Annotated in this window: 17 protein-coding genes; 9 read left to right on the plus strand and 8 right to left on the minus strand. The window is 66.7% G+C overall.

What is annotated here, in order from left to right:
- Positions 1 to 8: 8 nt before the first annotated feature.
- From RAH40_RS00840 to RAH40_RS00860, 5 genes are read right to left on the minus strand one after another with little or no spacing between them, the layout of a single operon-like run.
- Positions 9 to 5,069: a hypothetical protein gene (locus RAH40_RS00840; RefSeq protein ID WP_306600150.1), complete on the minus strand. Its 5,061-nt coding sequence runs from the start codon at positions 5,067 to 5,069 to the stop codon at positions 9 to 11.
- 9 nt (positions 5,070 to 5,078) lie between these two features.
- Positions 5,079 to 5,711, minus strand: coding sequence for a pilus assembly PilX N-terminal domain-containing protein (locus RAH40_RS00845; protein WP_306600151.1), 633 nt, complete (start codon positions 5,709 to 5,711; stop codon positions 5,079 to 5,081).
- Positions 5,712 to 5,723: 12 nt separating this feature from the next.
- Positions 5,724 to 6,899, minus strand: coding sequence for a PilW family protein (locus RAH40_RS00850; protein ID WP_306600152.1), 1,176 nt, complete (start codon positions 6,897 to 6,899; stop codon positions 5,724 to 5,726).
- Positions 6,892 to 7,458, minus strand: a complete 567-nt coding sequence (locus RAH40_RS00855) for a prepilin-type N-terminal cleavage/methylation domain-containing protein (RefSeq protein ID WP_306600153.1) — start codon at positions 7,456 to 7,458, stop codon at positions 6,892 to 6,894. Before RAH40_RS00855 ends, RAH40_RS00850 begins: the two co-directional genes overlap by 8 nt.
- Positions 7,458 to 8,177 (minus strand): Tfp pilus assembly protein FimT/FimU, encoded by a 720-nt coding sequence (locus RAH40_RS00860; protein ID WP_306600154.1) that lies wholly within the window; start codon positions 8,175 to 8,177, stop codon positions 7,458 to 7,460. Before RAH40_RS00860 ends, RAH40_RS00855 begins: the two co-directional genes overlap by 1 nt.
- Positions 8,178 to 8,454: 277 nt before the next feature.
- Here RAH40_RS00860 and RAH40_RS00865 point away from each other — a divergent pair, with 277 nt between their 5' ends.
- The 6 genes from RAH40_RS00865 (at position 8,455) to RAH40_RS00890 (ending at position 13,140) form a co-directional block, all read left to right on the plus strand.
- Positions 8,455 to 8,883, plus strand: coding sequence for a type IV pilin protein (locus RAH40_RS00865; protein WP_306600155.1), 429 nt, complete (start codon positions 8,455 to 8,457; stop codon positions 8,881 to 8,883).
- Between the two features lie 148 nt (positions 8,884 to 9,031).
- Positions 9,032 to 9,325: a prepilin-type N-terminal cleavage/methylation domain-containing protein gene (locus tag RAH40_RS00870; RefSeq protein ID WP_306600156.1), complete on the plus strand. Its 294-nt coding sequence runs from the start codon at positions 9,032 to 9,034 to the stop codon at positions 9,323 to 9,325.
- Between the two features lie 118 nt (positions 9,326 to 9,443).
- Entirely contained in the window at positions 9,444 to 10,076 is a 633-nt protein-coding gene (locus tag RAH40_RS00875; RefSeq protein ID WP_306600157.1) for a hypothetical protein, read from the plus strand.
- The gene (locus RAH40_RS00880; RefSeq protein ID WP_306600158.1) at positions 10,073 to 10,540 is read left to right on the plus strand and encodes a hypothetical protein; all 468 of its coding nucleotides are present in this window, start codon (positions 10,073 to 10,075) and stop codon (positions 10,538 to 10,540) included. The genes RAH40_RS00875 and RAH40_RS00880 overlap by 4 nt, the downstream gene beginning before the upstream one ends.
- A gap of 26 nt (positions 10,541 to 10,566) precedes the next feature.
- A complete protein-coding gene (rsmA, locus tag RAH40_RS00885) occupies positions 10,567 to 11,364 on the plus strand; it encodes a 16S rRNA (adenine(1518)-N(6)/adenine(1519)-N(6))-dimethyltransferase RsmA (protein ID WP_306600159.1) in 798 nt (265 codons plus the stop codon).
- A 9-nt stretch (positions 11,365 to 11,373) separates the two neighbouring features.
- Positions 11,374 to 13,140 carry a ribonuclease J gene (locus RAH40_RS00890; RefSeq protein WP_306600160.1) on the plus strand — a complete coding sequence of 589 codons (1,767 nt, stop codon included), beginning with the start codon at positions 11,374 to 11,376 and terminating at the stop codon, positions 13,138 to 13,140.
- Between the two features lie 46 nt (positions 13,141 to 13,186).
- Here RAH40_RS00890 and RAH40_RS00895 read toward each other — a convergent pair whose 3' ends face one another.
- From RAH40_RS00895 to RAH40_RS00905, 3 genes are read right to left on the minus strand one after another with little or no spacing between them, the layout of a single operon-like run.
- Positions 13,187 to 13,681 (minus strand): hypothetical protein, encoded by a 495-nt coding sequence (locus tag RAH40_RS00895; protein WP_306600161.1) that lies wholly within the window; start codon positions 13,679 to 13,681, stop codon positions 13,187 to 13,189.
- 23 nt (positions 13,682 to 13,704) lie between these two features.
- Complete coding sequence (locus tag RAH40_RS00900) at positions 13,705 to 14,184, minus strand: hypothetical protein (RefSeq protein WP_306600163.1); 480 nt, start codon at positions 14,182 to 14,184, stop codon at positions 13,705 to 13,707.
- The gene (locus RAH40_RS00905) at positions 14,184 to 14,771 is read right to left on the minus strand and encodes an RNA polymerase sigma factor (RefSeq protein ID WP_306600164.1); all 588 of its coding nucleotides are present in this window, start codon (positions 14,769 to 14,771) and stop codon (positions 14,184 to 14,186) included. Before RAH40_RS00905 ends, RAH40_RS00900 begins: the two co-directional genes overlap by 1 nt.
- Before the next feature lie 141 nt (positions 14,772 to 14,912).
- On the opposite strand from RAH40_RS00905, the gene hpt reads away from it, so the two are divergent.
- Genes hpt through holA form a run of 3 tightly spaced genes read left to right on the plus strand, consistent with a single transcriptional unit; the run spans position 14,913 to position 17,033 of the window.
- A complete protein-coding gene (gene hpt, locus RAH40_RS00910) occupies positions 14,913 to 15,446 on the plus strand; it encodes a hypoxanthine phosphoribosyltransferase (RefSeq protein ID WP_306600166.1) in 534 nt (177 codons plus the stop codon).
- Between the two features lie 9 nt (positions 15,447 to 15,455).
- A complete protein-coding gene (gene lptE, locus RAH40_RS00915) occupies positions 15,456 to 16,004 on the plus strand; it encodes an LPS assembly lipoprotein LptE (protein WP_306600167.1) in 549 nt (182 codons plus the stop codon).
- Entirely contained in the window at positions 16,005 to 17,033 is a 1,029-nt protein-coding gene (holA, locus tag RAH40_RS00920; protein WP_306600168.1) for a DNA polymerase III subunit delta, read from the plus strand.
- The last annotated feature ends 57 nt before the right edge of the window (positions 17,034 to 17,090 follow it).

Genomic DNA, 17,090 nt, shown 5'->3' on the forward strand with positions numbered 1-17,090 from the left:
ATAGGAGCCTAGTGGACGGTTCGCCAGACCCGGGCCTTGGGATACCGGTCGGTGCTCTTTCCGGTGATGGTCTTGGTGGCCAGGGTGGTTGCGCTGGCACCCGCCCCGGGGTTGTTGACGGCGGTGGTGCCGATCTGGATCACGCCGCGGGTCCCCAGGGCCGAGAAGTCGGACGCGATGCCGATGGGCTCCCAGACCACGCCGCTGGTGCAGTTCTGGTTGGTGCGGGAGTCGGCCACGATGGGATTGAGCAGGTCGCACATGATGCTGGTCTGGGTCTTGCCCGAACCGCCCGTGCAGGGATCGGCGGCCGTGGGGACGAAAACCGAGTAGTAGAGGCTGCCTGAGACCACGGCGGGGTTGTTGATGCCTTTGGGAATCAAGCCTGGGGGCGTCAGGATGTCGGGGAAATTTGCGAAAAACCCGAATTTGGTGTCCGCCGAGTTGTTGGGACCCAGGAAATACGTGCTGCTGTAGGGGGTGATCAGGGCATTGTTGGCCTGGTAGGAGGTGTGGCCCGGATAGACGTCCAGGACTGCAGTGGACGCGGGCGAAATGAGGATCGGGTTGACCACGGTGCCCCAGGCGAGGCTGTCCTGCCGGTCGAAGACCACCGAGATCCGGTGATGGTTGGGCTTCGTGGCGGGGTTCGCCGTCGATCCGGTGGTCGCCGTTGTGGTGTAGTTGTAGTCGAGGGGGTTGTTCCGGTCGCCGCTTTCGATGGCGATTCCCACCACGGCGGGGATCGGACTGGTGGAGGACTTGGGGTGGCCCGGGAACGAGCCGACCCGGAAGGGCGCGGGAAGGGTCGTATAGAGCGCTTCACTGTAGAATTTCTGGCTGTCGGTGTAGCCGTACTGGGTGATCAGGCTGCCGCTGATGTCCTTGGCGACCAGACGGATCCCGGGGTCGGAGGTGGCGGCCCCATCAAAGGTCCAGGCGGAGAGGTCCGAACTGTCCATGCGGTACTGGTATGTGGGATTGGGCGAGCCGTTCGCCGGAAGCGTGGATGCGGTATCCGTCTTCTGGCAGCCCCACGACCACAGTCCGCCCCAGTAGTCCAGGAAGTAGGCGCGTTGGGCCATTCCTGAATTGAGAATGAACTCGAAGGGCACGACGCCGCGGGCGATCGGGCCTGGGCGCAGGATGCCGCTTTGGCCGTCCGAGGCAGTCCTGCCGCTGAGGTCGACGGCGGCGAGGATCAGGCCGGAATAGGCATCCAGGACAAGGACGGATCGCCCCATGGGCGTGGGGTTGCCGGATGCGTCCGGGAAATTGGCTTCCACCTCGGGGAGACTGAAGCCGCCGCCGAGGAAGACGGCGTCCCGCACCACGGGGAGGCCCGTGGAATCCGTCAGGGTTATGCGGCCGATGCCCGGAGTGCAGGTGGAGAAACCCATCTTCCTTATGACTTTCTGAACCGTGTCGATGGAGGGTGCCCCGGGCCGGGCGAGAATCCGGGCCTGGAGGGCCGGGTTGCCCGTACCGTCCTTCACATCGACCTCATCCGGCACGATGGACCACCTCAGGGTCGGGGTGTAGGGGTTGTGGATATCCAGGGCGTAATAGCTGCGTCCGCCCTTTCCCAGACCGATGATGACCATGGCGCGTTCGGGACCCGGGGCGGAGGTCACTTCGACCACCCCGTTCGCGGCGCCGCCGGTGGCTGGAGGAAGGTCGAGGTGGTAGATGGCGGGAGCGCCGTCGACCAGGAAGCGGTGCGGGTTGCTGCTGACCGTCAACTGGTCCAGATAGCCCAGGAAATCCGTGGGCATGAAGGCCCAGAGCTCGTCGACATCGCCCTTGACGATCTTGGGGGTGGACGTGTCGCCCGTGACGGCGTTCTCCTGCTTGGTGACTTCCCCGAAGGCGTGGAGCCAGCCCTGGTTGGTGCCCACCAGGATGAGGCGGAAGCGGTTGCCGCCGACGGCCGCGAGGTTGGAGGTCAGGCCCGAGGAAACATCGCCGAAATTGTATTCCAGGACCGCGGGCGAGGAGTTGATGATGTCGCCCATGATGTTGGGGCGATTGGCCGTGGCTCGTGAAGAGGAGTCCAGGAGGGTGGTGTCGCCGCCCATGACCCACTGGGTCACCAGCTTCTGGGCCGTGCTGCCCACCCCGTAGGAGGCCAGGCTAGGACTGTCGGCGGCCCGGCTTATGAAATTCTGAAGGCCTGTGGTCGGGGCCGTGAAGGCGGTGCCGGTATCCGAGAAGGCCGTGAGGCCGGGTTCGGGGGTCGTGGCGTTGCCGGGAATGCGGGTGTAGAGGTGGCGGTCCTTCCACAGGCGGTTGTTGGCCAGGGCCACGCCCGCCGACCACTGGGCGGTGGAGGAGTCCACGGCCGTGGTGACCGTGCCGCTCTTGTTCAGGATCTGCAGGTTGTCATTGACCAGCCTGGTTCCGAACATCAGGAGATCCCCGGTCCAGATCGCGCCGCCGTTGAGGGGCGGCTGGAACTTGCCGATGAACATCTCCCCGCCCAGGGCCGCACCGATGTAAGGGGTGCTGGGACTTGACGAGGTGTTGATGTTCGAGGCGCCGATGGCGGAAAGGATCGCGTAGTCCAGGCTCGTGCTCAGTTTGTCCGGGTTGGTGGCATCGAAGTAGTAGATGGACCCTGACACGCGGCCACCGTTGCCGGAATTGGCGGTGGGATCCCACTTGAAGGGGGACAAGGTGCTGGTGTCGGCCCAGGTCGACAGGGTCGGGTCGCCCACGGCCGCGGCGATGAACAGGCTGCGCTTGGGGCCGCCTGCCGCCAGGGTGCCGCCAAGGCTGACTCCCACGGTCATGGTCGTCACCAGGTGGGGCTTGGTGAACAGCGTGGCATTGCGCTTGTAGAGGGAAAGGGGAAGCAGGCTGGAAGGGGAAACCGAACCGGAGGGCGTGGACCCCGGGTCGATGGGCGGAAGGTAGTCCGTTCCGGTCACGCCCAGGGACGTGTCGCCCAGGTGGGCCGCGATCCCGGCGAAGGTGAACAGGTTCCACCATGATCCATTGCGGTTTACATTGGCCGGGCTCCCAATGACCGAGTGATTGCCGATGAGGGCGTCGATCTTGAAGGTGGAGCCGGAGGCGATGTAGTAGGGGCAGTCCGCGTTGTCGTTCAGGTTGTTGGTGGCGTTGTTGTCGAGGCCGTCCGTGAACAGGATGAGGAAGTGGTTCATGCACTGGGAGGGGGCGTCGCTGCCGGTCTCAACGGCATTGAAGACGCTCCTGGGATCCGTGAACTGGGCGAGGCCGCGGGCCATGGCGTAGGTCAAGGGGGTATTGTTCCCCGCGAAGAGGCTGGCGATGCGCCCCATGCCCGTCACCGAGTTGCCCGAAGTCGAAGTGATCCCCTGGCTGCTGGTGTTGTTGAGGACGGTCCACGCGGAATCCTTACCCGTCTGGTACGTCGTGACGGCGCCCGCGGTCACGTTGAAGGTGGTCGAGGAGTTGTTGTTGATTGTAGTCGCGTTGCCACTTGCGGCTTCCGTGCCGGCATCGAGGAAACGGAAGGCCCAGAGCACGTCCGCCTGGTGATTGATCCAGGTGGTTATGGCCGCACGCTTGACTGCTTGAACGCGGGTCAGGGCAGGGACGATATTGACCGAGGCATCCGAGGATGTTTCGGTTCCGCTATAGGTGCCATCGATATTGTAGTTGGGGACCTTGATGGAACTGCCGGTGGCGGCGTTCCCGTAGCCCTGGCCCCAACTCACCGCGCCCTGGACGGGCGACAAGGTGGCGTCGGCCGCGTCAAATACGATGTAATTCTTCGCGAGGTTCGCATAGGTTCCATCCTGGTATTTGCCGGTGAACAGCCAAACCACGTAGTCGGGACGGTACGTCACGGTCAGGACCTGGGTGCCGGTCTGGGTGCCGCTGGTGCCGACGTTGGTGGAGTTGCTTGCGGAGCTGAAGACCCGGGTGCCGTTGGCGATGGACCAGTTCTTGTCCAGCTCGATGGCGGCTCCGCTGCCGTAGTTCGTGACGTTTCCATTGGGGGCCGTCTTGACCTGGAGGTCGAGTTTTGTCACTGAGCTTAGGGGATTCCCCGTGGAACCGGCGTTGGTGATCTTCCATGCGATGGGTACGTCAATGGTTCTCAGGACCGAAGAATCCACCGTGGTCGAGAAGCGCACGTGGCTGGCCGCACGGACCCAATTCCGCACATCGCCGGCGCCCTGGCCCGAATTGGCGCCGTACTGGGTCGAATCGGTGGTGGCCGCGGCGTCGGAGGCCGTGACCTGGGTGCCGTCGGGCTTGACGAGGATGGTGCTGGTCAGGGAGGACTTGTTTCCCACGGCGACGGGGAGCGTGGCGGTGACGTAGGCTGGCGTTCCGGGCGTGGTGGAGCCGTCGTAGGCCGGCACCGTCCAGTTGCAGGACTGGTTTGAATTCCAGCTGTTGACGGCGGTGTCGACGGTGGCCGAAGTGGAGGCGGTGGAGGTCGAACCCCCGGTGACCGTCCAGGTCAGGCCCCCGTTCAGGGTGGCCGCAGTGGAGGCGGAGGCGTAGGTTCCCAGGGTGATCGCGGTCCCGGAGGAGTTCGTCGCCCTCATTGCAAGATTGGCGTTGAAAGTGTAGGTCGCATTGCCTGAGATCGTGCCGCCGACGGCGGTCCCGGTCACCGTGGTATAGAGGTACCTGACGGTTCTGGTTCCCTTTTGCTGCGACTGGGCCCCGCTGGAGACGGGCGCGTTGACGGTTCCGCCCACGGTCAACGTCCAGCTCACGTAAGCGTTCGTGTTCTGGATGGACCTGGCCGTGATGGTGTAGGTATTGTTGGCAGGGACCCCCGCAACCGCGGGCGTGAGAACGAACCGCATGCTCACGCCACTGGTGTCGTTGGTGTCGCTGTTCACGAACAGCGGGTGGAACATCAAGGCTTCCATTGATCCCGAAAAGTCGAAGATGGTGAGGACCTCGGGCTTCACCCGCGTGTTGGTGGACTGCTGGTAGAGGTTGAGGAAATCCGTCTTGCTGGTCTGGAGCTTGGGGCTCAACTGCGCGCCCAGGGGCTGGCAGAGCAGCGCGAGACCCAGCATGAGGACCGTGATCGGAGCCAGGAACCGGTTGGACATGGTGTTCTCCTACTGCACTGGGGTTGAGATCCAGAGTTCCTTGGCATGCACGAACGACACCGCCCCGACGCCAACCCGGGCGTCGCTGCGAACCGCCCAGAGGTCGGGAGCCTGCTTGGATTCGTTGCCGGTCGCCGGCGCGAAGGCACCGCTTCCGAGGCCCTGGCTCATGTTTGTGACGAGCATCTTGCCCATGGAGGTCAGGCCGATGGCGTAGCCCTGCGTGACCGTCGTTCCGCCGGACGTGGTGATGGGGTCGAGGGTGACGGCCTGGGTGGCGGATTGGGGATTGTAAATGGAGGGCGCCGTCAGATCCGTGGACATCACGTTCCAGGAGCGCCCGGAAAGGGAAGGGGTCGCGAGCAGGGTGGCCTTGAGATCCTTGAGCTTGGCCGAGGGCCCGGCGGCGTAGGGGGCGTTCTCCAGGGTCATCCAGTAGATCGACCATTCGACGCCCGAATCGGCCACGTTCCGCGCCAGTGCCCCCTGGCGCGTGGTTCCGGAGATGACGACTTCCCGGAACGAATTCCGCGACATCCCCACGGCGGTCAGGGTGATGAATACCAGCAGCATCAGGGCCACCAGGATGGTGATGCCACCGGTCTCCCGGTTGCTGCTGGGGCGTTCGCAGTCATTGCGCATGGCGAGCTCCGCTTAGTTGATGGAAAGGCCGAAGTGGCGGGGGACCATGACGATGCTCTGCAACTGCTCCTTGTAGGAGAGCGTGTTGTTGCCGGGGGAATACTCCGCCCGCTGCACGGCGGTCCGGGTCGTGACGTCCACCCTCACCAGCACCGGAGTCGATCTGAACCAGTTGAGGTTGGTACCCAGGGAGGTGTACCCCGTGCGGCCGGAGGTACTTAGTTGCGTGTCCAGGCCGGTCTTGATGGCCGCCCAACTGGTGTAGCCGGGTCCGCCTACCCAGTTCCGTCCCGAATCGGCGCTCAGGTAGACCCGGAATCCAGCGATGTTCTCCGTGACGACCTGCTGGGGGATGTTGGGGTCGGGCGTGAAACCCGAGGTGGAGTAGGTCCCCTGGTCGCGCACGAGGCACAGGGTCGAGGCCGCTGAACTGGCCGGATCGAGGCTGAGGGCCTGGAGGGAATACCTCACCATCTGGGCGGGCCGGACGAAGACCACACCGCACCCGGGGGTCGTTCCGCTCGCGGTGATATGCTGGAACCGGGGAGCTTCGCCAGAAAGCCCGGAGCCCGTAATGGATGCCATGGGATCGGCCCCCAGCACCACCGTCACGGAGCTTCCGGACGATGTGACGGAGTTGACATATCCGGCATCAAAGGAGTCCTTGAACAGGATCACCTGGCCCGGCTTGACGAGGTTGGCGTAGGACAGGTCCTTGCAGTCGATCGAATAGGTGAAATCGGTCGCGGTCGCAGCCTGGCCCGCCAGGGCCAAGGCCCCGGCGACCCGGGCGCTGGTGCTCGTCAGGGACCCTTCGAAGGGAAGGGGTTCGTCCATGTAGAAATAGAGTTCGTCCGCGCCCTGCGTGACGCCGGGGATCGGTGTTCCGGCCTGGGCCTGGGGATCCGGCATGACCCGGAAGCCTTCGTTGGCCGTGGAAAATGCCGGGGCCGACGCCAGGTCCACGAGATACATCCCGGCATTGTTCAAGTCGTCATAAACCATGTCGAGGGACATCCGGTTGCGCCGGGCGCTGGAAAGCTTCTCACCGGCCGTGGCGAAGGTCGTCAGGGTGGATTTGAAAACGGCTGACATGCCAGCCATGAGGATGAGGGTGAAAACGAGCGCCACGAGCATCTCCACCAGCGAGAAGCCTCGCGAGGCCTTCCTGGAAAGCCGCTTAGCCATGGATGATTCTCCGGGCGATGTTCACGGTGCGCAGAACGGCCGTGCCGGTCTTGTTGACGTCATCGGCGAACTCAACCGTGACGCTGTAATCGGAGGTTTGGCCGATGCCCCCCGCGTTGTTGACGTTGTTCGCCTCCGTGAAGGTGGCGATGTACCTCACCGTTGACGACAGCTCCGGCTTGGACCCGACAGGGGCCGTGGAGACCGGGGTAATCTTGACCAGGTTGGTCGAAGCGTCCAGGACCTCCCCGAAGCCCTGATAGCGGGTGCCCTGCCCGATGTATTGAAGGTCCGACAAGGTCTCCGGGATCTGCAGGGGGGTGTTGGTGATGGACAGCCAGCTCAGGCGGCCCTCCGCTTCAACCTGGTCCATGATCCTGTCCGCGATCTTCACGGCGTTGGCCATGCTCTGGCTTCCGCGGCCGGCCTTCAGGGACATGGTCTGGAGCATCGAAAGGCCCAGGATGCCGATGGCCAGAATGAACGCGGCCATGAGCATCTCCACCATGCTGAATCCTGCCTGGCTCCTGCGCCGGGTTTCGGTTGGATGGCTGGTCATCAGAGCTTCCTCCACTGGCCGGATCTCCCACTAAGGACCCCCGGGTTGTAGAACTTGTAGATCGTCGCCCCATTGTTGAGGCCCACCAGGAGGCCCATGGGGCCACCGGAAACGGGCACGCCGTTGCGAAGGGAAACCACCTCGATCCAGAAGGTGGAGGTGAACCGCTTGCTGAATCCACTGATGCGGATGGCGTTGACGTTGCTGCCTCCCTGGAACAGGTTGTCGGCGGGGAGGGCCAGGATGCCATTGAAGCCGGAAGTGGTCAGGTTGAAGGGACGGACCGTGGTGATGTCCTGGGAGCCCGTCGCGGCCGTTGCCCACCATGACGCGTTGGCATTGGTGACGATCCCAGCGCCTTGATGCACTGCCTGGAGTCCGGTGGCCGTGGTCGCCACCCGGAACGACTCAGAGGAGGTCCCGCCGTTGGCGAGGACCGTGGCGGTACCCAGGTTGGCATTTCCGAAGGCCAGGAGAAGGGGGTTGGTGGCCGCCCAGTCGCCCCGGGTCGCCAGCAGCACGTCATTGCCGCTTGCCACCGAGGTTTTGTGGGCGTTGGCCAAGGTGCCCTCCAGGTCGTCGAGGAGGGACCGCACCGCAGTGCCTGGGCGGTCTCCGAGCATGGTCGCGCCGGCAATGGCAAGGATGCCGACGATGGCCAGGACCACGATCATTTCGACCAGGCTATAGCCGTCGTAGTTTCGGGAGGGAGGGGCCATGGAGCATCCTTTGAGCTTCATAAAAGAATGAATTACGGGGAAAAGCGTTCAAAAAATTTTTAACATCCCTTTTTACAATATTTATATTTTGTCAAAATCCTCCTGGCGATAGGAGAGGAGGGGTATGACTATTTTTTATACATCGCCAATGACGGGATTTGTCACTCAGGGAATCTCCCTTTTCCGCGTTGCGGGAGGCCTGGGTGGATTATCTTTATGGTTGATCCCTTATCATTGGGGGCGACGGTCCCGCAGACTGCACTCAAGGAGCCCAGGCATGAACCGTACTCGAGCGTCAGCAGGCTTCTCCCTGATCGAGCTGCTCCTGGTCCTGGCCATCATCGGGATCATTTCGGCCATCGCCATCCCCTCCTTCCTCGGCCAGCGGCGGAGGGCCCGCATGATCGGCGACGCCAAGGCCAACGCAGCCGTCCTGCGCATGGCCTTGGAGACCCGAAAGGCCGACGCGGGGATCTACGGCCCCGCCAACGCCACGTATGACTGGACGGCCTCCACCGCCCCCGCCGCCTCCGTGAATCCGGCCCCGGCCTTTGCTGTCAACAAGGCGACCACCATGATGAACTACACCGTCACCGTGGGCTCCCTGGGCATCACCTACCGGCTGGACGTCAAGGACACCACCCTGGGCGGAATCACGGTCTACACCACCAACCAGAACGGCTCCTCCGTGTACGAACTCCACTAGACCGTTCGCTGGAACCTAAGGGAACATCCGCCCCCGCCCACCGCGGAATGGGTCGGGCTGGCGCAGGCCGAGGTTCCGCGCGTGCATCACCTGCGCAATCCGGGCCCGGCGGTGGTTCCGGGCCCATGCTGTCCACCGGAGGTGGGCGATGGGCGGGCGCGGCGGGTTCTCCTTGATCGAGGTGCTCACGGTCATGGCGGTGGCCGGCCTGGCCCTGGGGGGAATCGTCCGGCTGGTGGAAGGAACCGCCCGGGCCGGCGCAGGCGTGGAGTATCGCCTGAAGGCCCGCTGGGAAGCCATCGGTGCCTTGGAACGGGGGACGGTCCGGGCCTCCCGGGAGCCCATCCGCGTGCAGGTGGCCGCGGAAGGGGGGCGGCGGGAGGCCAGGGCGTCCTGGCCCGAGGGCGCCCTCCGGCTGGAGGTATGGGTGGGTTATGAATGAACGGGGTCACTCCCTTTTGGAACTGGCGGTTTCACTCTGCCTGCTTTTATGCCTGACTGCTGGCCTGCTCCGGTTCCTTGGGGCCTGCTACGGAACCCTGGGCCGGACCTTGGAGCGGGTGGAACTCCGGCGGGGCCTGCGGCGGGCCGCGGACCAGCTGTCGGACGACCTTCAGGAGGCGGGGTTCCAGGTGCCCTGCGGGGCTCCCCCCGGGGAACCGGCCCTGGCCCAGGGCTCGTCCGGCGACTTGATCATTATTATGGACGAGGTGGTACCGGTTCGGGGCCACCTGTGCGCTCCGCTTCCGGTGGGGGACCCGGTCCCCCTCTCCCGCCGGGTGCGGCTCAGCGCCGAGGGGCGTGTGCGGCTGGTGGCGGGCGATGTCCTGCTCGTGGAGGACGGGGCCTGGGAGGGCCTCAGGCTGGCGGGCCCGCTGGAACTTCAGCCCCGGGAGGTGGGGGAGGGGATCGGGACCGTCCTGGAGGGGGAGGTTCCCCGGGCCCACGGAGATGGGGCGCCCGTTTCCTTCCTGCGTCCGCTTCACAGGGTGGTTTGGCGGCTGGAGGGATCGCTTCTGGTCCGCCGGTGCGGCGAGGAAAGGGGGCGGGTTCTGGCGGACCGCGTGGCGGCCTTCCGGGTAGACCTGGGAGCGCCCCCGGCGGCGTTGGTGACCCTGGAGGCCCGGGGCCCCGCCGGGGAGCGGTGCGCCTTGACCCTGACCCGGGTCCCCCGCAACGGGGCCCCGCCATGAGGGGGGGCGCGACCCTGCTCATGGCCGTGGCGGTCCTGGCGCTGTCCGCGGCGGCAGCCTGGATGATGCAACGTACCGTGCTCCGGGAACTGGCCGTGGAAGGGGAGGCCCTGCGGGGTGCCTGGGCGGCCCTCGCCGCCGACAGCGCCGAGGCCTGGTTCCTGCAGGAGGGCTGGAAGGCCCTTCCGCCGCGGCCGGCGCCGGGGCAGGGATGGGACGCAAGGGCCGGCCTGGCCCTGCCGGTCCCGCCCGGGGTCTTCCCTCGGGAACCCGCCCAGGACGGGGAGGTGCTTGTCCGCTTCCTCGGCCCCTCCAGCCGGTGGCCAGGCACCTGCCTCTGGCGCCTGACCGTGGTGGGCCGGGTGCGGGGCCCCCGGCTCTTCGTGAAGACCCGGGAAGTCTACGTCACCGTTCCGGATGAAAGGGGACCACCGACCAAGCGTGCGTGGCGGATCCTCCGCTGAACGCGTGAGCCTGTTAAGCTGAACCCGTGGAGCTTGATATCGCTGAACCCCTGAAACTGACACCGAAGAAAGGGTTCGGCCAGCATTTCCTTGTGCAGGCATCCGCCATCAAGGCCATCGTCGGGTCCGTGCTGGCCAGCCCGGCCACCCGGATCCTGGAGATCGGCCCCGGCCCCGGCGTGCTCACCGCGCCGCTTCTGGAGGACGGGCGTCCCCTGTGGGCGGTGGAGCTGGATCCGGAGGCGGTGGCCGTCCTGGACCAGCGGTTCCAGGGGGTCGAGCGCTTCCACCTGATCCCGGGGGACGCGGTGCACGCCGCCCTGCCGGAGGGCCCCGCCTTCACCGTGGCGGGGAACCTGCCCTACAACGCCTCCACCGCCATCCTGGGCCGCTTCCTGGTGGAGCCCGTGCCCTGGGAGCGGATGGTCTTCATGTTCCAGCTGGAGGTGGCCCGGAAGATCCTGGGCCGGCCCGGCACCAAGGACTACGGTCCGCTCTCCATCCTGGCCCAGCTCTGCTGCCGGGTCACCCGGGTCCTCAAGCTGGGGCCGGGGGCCTTCCGGCCGGCGCCCAAGGTGGATTCGGCCGTGCTGCTCTTCGAGCCCCTCCCGGGCGCGCCGGCCCTGGAGGTCCGCGCTTCGCTGCTGGCCCTCCTGCACCGGAGCTTCAACCACCGCCGCAAGACCCTCGCCAACAACTGGCAGGGCTGGCTGCCCCCCGAAAAGATCCAGGATCTCCTCGCCTCGCAGGGCCTCGCGCCCGCCATCCGGGCGGAAGCGATCCCCCCCCGCACGTGGCTCGAACTGTTCCGTGCCCTTTCCTGAAAGCATTAAATGGATTTCGCCTCACCCCCCTTCATCGACTGGCAGAACCCCCCCGCGAAGGACGAGCTGAGGCTCATCCCCATCGGCGGCCTCGGGGAATTCGGCATGAACGCCCTGGTCGTCCACACCGCCAAGAGCCTTTTCCTGGTGGACTGCGGGCAGCTCTTCCCCTCCGAGGACCAGCCCGGCATCGACAGCATCATCCCGGACTTCGCCTACCTGGAGCCCTTCGCCGACCGCATCGACGCGGTGCTGCTCACCCACGGCCACGAGGACCACCTGGGCGCGCTGCCCTACTTCCTGGAGCGCTGGCCGGTGCCGGTGTACGGCACCGCCTTCACCATGGGCATCCTCGAGGGAAAGCTGAGGGAGCACGAACTCTGGAGCTCCCGGCACATGCACGTGGTGGAGGACTTCGCCCGGATCAAGGTGGGCCGCGGCGAGATCCAGGCGGAATGGATCCCCGTCACCCACAGCATCCCCGACGCGTGCGCCATCGCCCTGCACACCCCCTGGGGCGTGGTGGTGCACACCGGCGACTACAAGCTGGACCCCACCCCCGTCGACGGGCGCCTCACCGGCACCGCGCGGCTGAAGGAGCTCGGCGACGCGGGCGTGGCCGTGCTCCTGTCGGACTCCACCAACATCCTCAACACGAAGCCCACCCCCAGCGAGGAGGACTGCCGCGGCGGCCTGCGGGACGCGTTCCGCGCCACCAAGGGCAAGCTCTTCACGGCCACCTTCAGCTCGAACATCCACCGCATCCAGATATTTTTGGACCTGGCCTACGAGGAGGGCCGCAAGGTCTGCCTCCTGGGGCGCTCCATGGAGCGCAACGTGGCCGTGGCCCGGACCCTGAAGCGCCTTTCGCTTCCCGACGACCTCTTCATCGAGCCCAAGGAGGTCCCCCTCTTCCCCCCGAAGAAGGTCGCCGTGCTCTGCACCGGCTCCCAGGGCGAGGAGATGGCCGCCCTGCAGCGCATCCTCAAGGGCGAGGTCAAGGGCATCAAGATGGTCGAAGGCGACCGGCTCCTGCTCAGCTCCCGCGCCATCCCCGGCAACGAGGTGAGCATCTCCCGCACGCTGGACACCGCGGCCCGCCTGGGCGCGGAGACCACCCTGGAGGGCCTGGGCGTCGTCCACGCCACGGGCCACGGCCACCGCCCCGACTCCGCCGAGATGATCGCCATGGTGCGCCCGCGCCACATGGTGCCCGTGCACGGCACCTACCGGAACCTCAAGGTCCACGCCCAACTGGCCGCGTCCATGGGCTACGACAAGGAGCACATCCTCTTCCTGGACGGCGGCGAGTGCCTGCGCCTCTTCAAGGACGGCAGGGTCAAGGAGGCCGGCAGCGTCCCCGTGGGCAAGTGCTTCGTGGACCAGGGCGTGGACCACATGGTGGACGCCCGGGTCATCCACGACCGCCTCATCCTCCAGGAGGACGGCATCGTCATCGCCACGCTGGTCGTCGACCCCGAGACCGGGGACCTGGCCGCGGAGCCCTCCATCCTCACCCGCGGTTTCGTGGTGCTCAACGACGACCAGGCCTATTCCGAACTGCTCCGGGCCACCGTCAAGAACGCCTTCGAGGAGGCCCCGCGGGAGATCCGGAAGGACAAGGACCTGCTGGTGGAATTCCTGCGCCAGTCCCTGCGCCGCACCATCCGCAAGACCACCCAGACCCGGCCCGTGGTGGTGCCGATGATCCTGGAGACCGGAAGCGGCGAACCTGCACCTCCTGCCGCGAAACAGAAGAAACGAACCCGCAGGTAACGAGCGGGTTCGCCGGGAAAAGCAGGGCAGGCCAGGCTTCGAACGGCTACTTCGCGTCCTTCAGCCCTTCCCTCAGCCGCTGCTGGATCTCCTCCATCACGAGGATGAGGCGGGCCTGCTGGGCGGGGGCGAGGCCGGAGCGGATGTCCTCCTCGAACTGCTTGCGGCCGGCCTCCTGGGCCCGCCGCAGGGTCATGTACTGGTCCACCACCGGCTTGAGCCGGGCGTTCTTCTCGTCCTCGGCCTCGGGTCCCATGAGGATCTGGTGGAACTGCCTGCGGAGCTCAGCGGTCTGCTGGCCCCGCTCCATGTGCTCGCGGTCCCAGCGGCCCCACTTCTCGGCCATCACCCGGGCCCGGTCCTCAGGGAGGCCAAGCACCTTGGTGATGCGGCTCACCCGCCACTGGAAGAGGCGGGCCATGAAATGCGGATCCTGGACCCGGCTGGGGGAGGGGGCTTCGGTCCGGTGGGGGGTCTGCGGGGCCCGGGGCGCCTGGGCGGCCAGGGTGGCGGAAAGGCCGAGCAGCAGTGCCATTCTCATCACGGGCGCCTCCGGGTGGGTCATCACTTGGAATCCTTGGCCGGCTTGGGCTCCAGGCCCTCGAGGACCGTGGCGGCCTTGTCGGGGGGGAGCCTGCGCAGCTGGGCCACCTCGTCATCCCCTTCCATGAAGGGGGTCTCGGGCAGCGCGGCCGGGAGCTCCGCGGCCGGCGGCGTGTAGGTGGCCTCCACCAGGGGCTGGCGGTTGGCCCGGCCCAGCCAGAAGCCGCCGAAGCCCACGGCCATGAGGAGGGCGGCGGCCAGGGCCCAGAGGGCCGAGGGGCGGTCGCCCGCGCGGGGGCGGCTGGGCAGCTTGCGAAGGACGCGCCCGGGAAGCTGATCGAAATAGCCCGCCGGCGCCACGGCGGCGGGGGCGTCCTCCATGGCCAGCCAGGTCACCCGGGCCTCGGAGCAGCCGGCGCAGGCCTTCACGTGGGCCTCCACCTCGGGCGGCAGGTCCAGGGGATCCACTTCGATGGCGGCGAGGGCTTCAAGGCAGTTCATCATGGCCTTCCCCCTTTGATGAGTTGCGATAGGTTCTGGATGGCGTGGAACACATGGGCCTTCACGCTGCCCACGGAAATGTTCATCTCCGAGGCGATCTGTTCATATTTCCAATCATTCTCGATCTTGAGCGTGAGGGCCTGGCGCTGGCGCTTGGGCAGCCGCGGGAGGGCCTCCCGGAGCAGGCGCCTGGACTCCTGGTCCAGGAGCGTGGACATCTGGTTGTCCTCCACCCGGAGCGCCAGATGCTCCGGGCCGTCGGGCGTGGCGTCCAGGCTTTCGTGGCTGGAGCGGGTCCGCCCGAGGAAATTGAGCGCCTGGCGGGTGGTGATGGTGATGAGCCAGGTGCGGAAGGAGGATTCGAACCGGAAGCCGGGCAGGGCCCGGTAGACCCGGAGGAAGGTCTCCTGGACCACGTCGTCCGCGTCCAGGTGGTTCTTGAGGATGGAGAAGGCCTTGCCGTAGACGTCCCGCTGGAACCGCTCCACCAGGTTGGCGAAGGCGGCCTGGTCTCCGGCCTGCGCGGCCACGACCCATTCCTGGATCTCGGGACCGTGGTACGGGGAATCCAGGGCGGCCTGCTGCATCAACCTCTCGTCTCTGGCTGGGATAGCTAGGGATATCATCAAGGGCCCACCCGCAAAGCACAAGACCCGGACTTGGGTCCTGCCTACTAGACCCCGGGGGCCGGGCCCGGGTTGAATGGTATAAAGAATCTGGAGAAACCCATGTCCGCTTCCCTCAGCCGCATCTACCCCCTGCTCACCGAAGCCCAGATCGCCGCCCGCGTCCAGGAGCTGGGTGAGGAGATCTCCCGCGACTACGCGGGCAAGGACCTGGTCGTCATCGGCCTCCTGAACGGCGTCTACCCCTTCTTCGCCGACCTGACCCGGGCGATCAAGCTCGACATGGACGTGAACTTCATGCGGGTGGCCAGCTACGGCCACGGCCTGGAGTCCACCGGCGAGGTGAAGATCCTCACCGACATCGACAAGTCCATCCGGGGCCGCCACGCCCTGGTGGTGGAGGACATCGTCGACACGGGCCTGACCCTCCACAAGGTGCGCAACCTGCTGCTGGACCGCGAGCCCGCCAGCCTGAAGATCTGCACCCTCCTCAGCAAGCCCAGCCGGCGCCGGGTGGAGGTCCCCGTGGACTACACGGGCTTTTCCATCGAGGACCACTTCGTGGTGGGCTACGGCCTGGACCTGGAGGGCAAGCTGCGCAACCTCCCCTACGTGGGCATCTACAATCCCGCCTGAAAGGGAGCCATGGCCCGTCATTTCGCGCCGGCGCTGGCCGGATTCCTCCTGCTGGGCTGCGGCTACCACCGGCTGGACAACCGCCCCCGGGCCGCGGCCTGGATGGTGAAGGGGCAGACCGTCCGCATCGCCGCCTTCCGCAACAACACCCCCAAGCTGGGGGCCGAGGAGACCTTCCGCAAGGCCCTGGAGAACCGCATCGTGGCCGCGTCCCCGTGGCGCCTGGTGCCCCAGAGCGCCGCCAGCCGCTGGGTGCTGCAGGGCGCCATCGAGCGGTACGAGGTGCGCGCCCTGGGCCTCTCCCTGGGCAGCGACTCCGTGAAGGGCTCCGCCGGCAGCGCCACCCGGGTGGAGGTGGTGGTGGTGGCCTCCGTGCAGCTGCTGGACGGCGTCACCGGCGACGTGGTCATCCAGCGGCCCCGGCTGACCTTCTCGAACCAGTACCGGGTCGACCAGAACTTCGCCAGCTTCAACAACCAGGAGCTGCGGGTGCTGGGCACCCTGTCCGACGACTTCGCCGAGAGCTTCCTGACCCAGCTGCTGGAAGGGAGCGACTGAATGGCCATTCCCAAGACCTGGCTGGACTCGCCCTTCGCCCTCCTCCACGGGGAGGACAGCGACGGCCGCAGGGCGGCGGTGGAGGCCTGGAAGGCCGTGCACGTGGACCCGGAGTGGGAGGTGTTCTCCTTCACGGTCTGCGCCGAGGGCTGCCCCTGGGCCGAGGTGGTCAACGCCCTCACCGAATCCGCCCCCCTGGGCGCCGACCGCGTGGTCCTGGTGCCCCAGGCGGACAACCTCCTGGAAAAGGCCAAGGAGCTGCCCCCTTCCGTGAAGCGCCTCATCCTCGAGCCCCTGCCGGCGACCCGCCTGCTTCTGGTGGCCCGGGGCACCCTCTCCGCGGGCCCCGGCAAGATCCTCGGGGCCAAGCCCTTCAGCGACTGGGCCAAGCAGGGCAGGGTCCTGAAGCTGGGCGCCATGGACGACAAGGAGGCCCCCGCCTGGGTGGAGGCCGAGGCCGCCCGCATGGGCCTGCGCCTCGGTTCGGGCGTGGCCAAGCGCATCGCCGCCCGCATGGGCGGCAACCCCGGCATCCTGCGCCGCTGCCTGGAGGTCCTGGACCTGCTTGCCGACGACCGCCGGGTGGAGGCCGATCTGGTGGACAAGGCGACCTTCCGACTGGGCGAGCAGACCGCCTTCGCCTGGTCCAAGGCCTGGCAGGGCGGTTCCGCCCCCACGGCCTTCGCCGCCCTGCGGCAGGCCGTGGAGGACGACCCGAGCGGCGCCCCCCTGATGCTCCTGGGCCAGGCCCGGCGCGAAGTGGAGCGCCTCTGCCGGCTCACCGACGCCCGGCGCAACGGCGTCAAGAGCCGCGACGGGCAGGTGGCCGCCCTGGGCCTGGGGCCCAATCAGGCATTCCTGTTCGACGGCTATGACCGGGTCCTGAACCGCATCGGCCCCGAGGGGGCGGCCCGCCTGCTGCACCTGGTGAACCAGACGGACATGGACCTGAAGGGAATGGCCATCAGCCGCAGTCCCAGCCCCCTTCTGAACCTCACCACCGCCCTGTGCCGGGCCTGGTCCTCCTGAAACGAAAAAAGAGTTGTTAATCTTTTGAATCGGACCTACACCTAGAGCACGCCAAGG

Source organism: Geothrix sp. 21YS21S-2, from assembly GCF_030846775.1.
GTDB lineage: Bacteria > Acidobacteriota > Holophagae > Holophagales > Holophagaceae > Mesoterricola.

What these genes read in the sequence shown, in the direction of transcription:
- RAH40_RS00845 (WP_306600151.1), bottom strand. Translation starts at nt 5,711, where the DNA reads ATGCGCAATGACTGCGAACGCCCCAGCAGCAACCGGGAGACCGGTGGC.
- RAH40_RS00860 (WP_306600154.1), bottom strand. Translation starts at nt 8,177, where the DNA reads ATGGCCCCTCCCTCCCGAAACTACGACGGCTATAGCCTGGTCGAAATG.
- holA (WP_306600168.1), top strand. Translation starts at nt 16,005, where the DNA reads ATGGCCATTCCCAAGACCTGGCTGGACTCGCCCTTCGCCCTCCTCCAC.
- RAH40_RS00900 (WP_306600163.1), bottom strand. Translation starts at nt 14,184, where the DNA reads ATGAACTGCCTTGAAGCCCTCGCCGCCATCGAAGTGGATCCCCTGGAC.
- RAH40_RS00880 (WP_306600158.1), top strand. Translation starts at nt 10,073, where the DNA reads ATGAGGGGGGGCGCGACCCTGCTCATGGCCGTGGCGGTCCTGGCGCTG.
- RAH40_RS00840 (WP_306600150.1), bottom strand. Translation starts at nt 5,069, where the DNA reads ATGTCCAACCGGTTCCTGGCTCCGATCACGGTCCTCATGCTGGGTCTC.
- RAH40_RS00870 (WP_306600156.1), top strand. Translation starts at nt 9,032, where the DNA reads ATGGGCGGGCGCGGCGGGTTCTCCTTGATCGAGGTGCTCACGGTCATG.
- RAH40_RS00895 (WP_306600161.1), bottom strand. Translation starts at nt 13,681, where the DNA reads ATGAGAATGGCACTGCTGCTCGGCCTTTCCGCCACCCTGGCCGCCCAG.
- RAH40_RS00890 (WP_306600160.1), top strand. Translation starts at nt 11,374, where the DNA reads ATGGATTTCGCCTCACCCCCCTTCATCGACTGGCAGAACCCCCCCGCG.
- RAH40_RS00865 (WP_306600155.1), top strand. Translation starts at nt 8,455, where the DNA reads ATGAACCGTACTCGAGCGTCAGCAGGCTTCTCCCTGATCGAGCTGCTC.
- RAH40_RS00850 (WP_306600152.1), bottom strand. Translation starts at nt 6,899, where the DNA reads ATGGCTAAGCGGCTTTCCAGGAAGGCCTCGCGAGGCTTCTCGCTGGTG.
- hpt (WP_306600166.1), top strand. Translation starts at nt 14,913, where the DNA reads ATGTCCGCTTCCCTCAGCCGCATCTACCCCCTGCTCACCGAAGCCCAG.
- RAH40_RS00855 (WP_306600153.1), bottom strand. Translation starts at nt 7,458, where the DNA reads ATGACCAGCCATCCAACCGAAACCCGGCGCAGGAGCCAGGCAGGATTC.
- RAH40_RS00905 (WP_306600164.1), bottom strand. Translation starts at nt 14,771, where the DNA reads ATGCAGCAGGCCGCCCTGGATTCCCCGTACCACGGTCCCGAGATCCAG.
- lptE (WP_306600167.1), top strand. Translation starts at nt 15,456, where the DNA reads ATGGCCCGTCATTTCGCGCCGGCGCTGGCCGGATTCCTCCTGCTGGGC.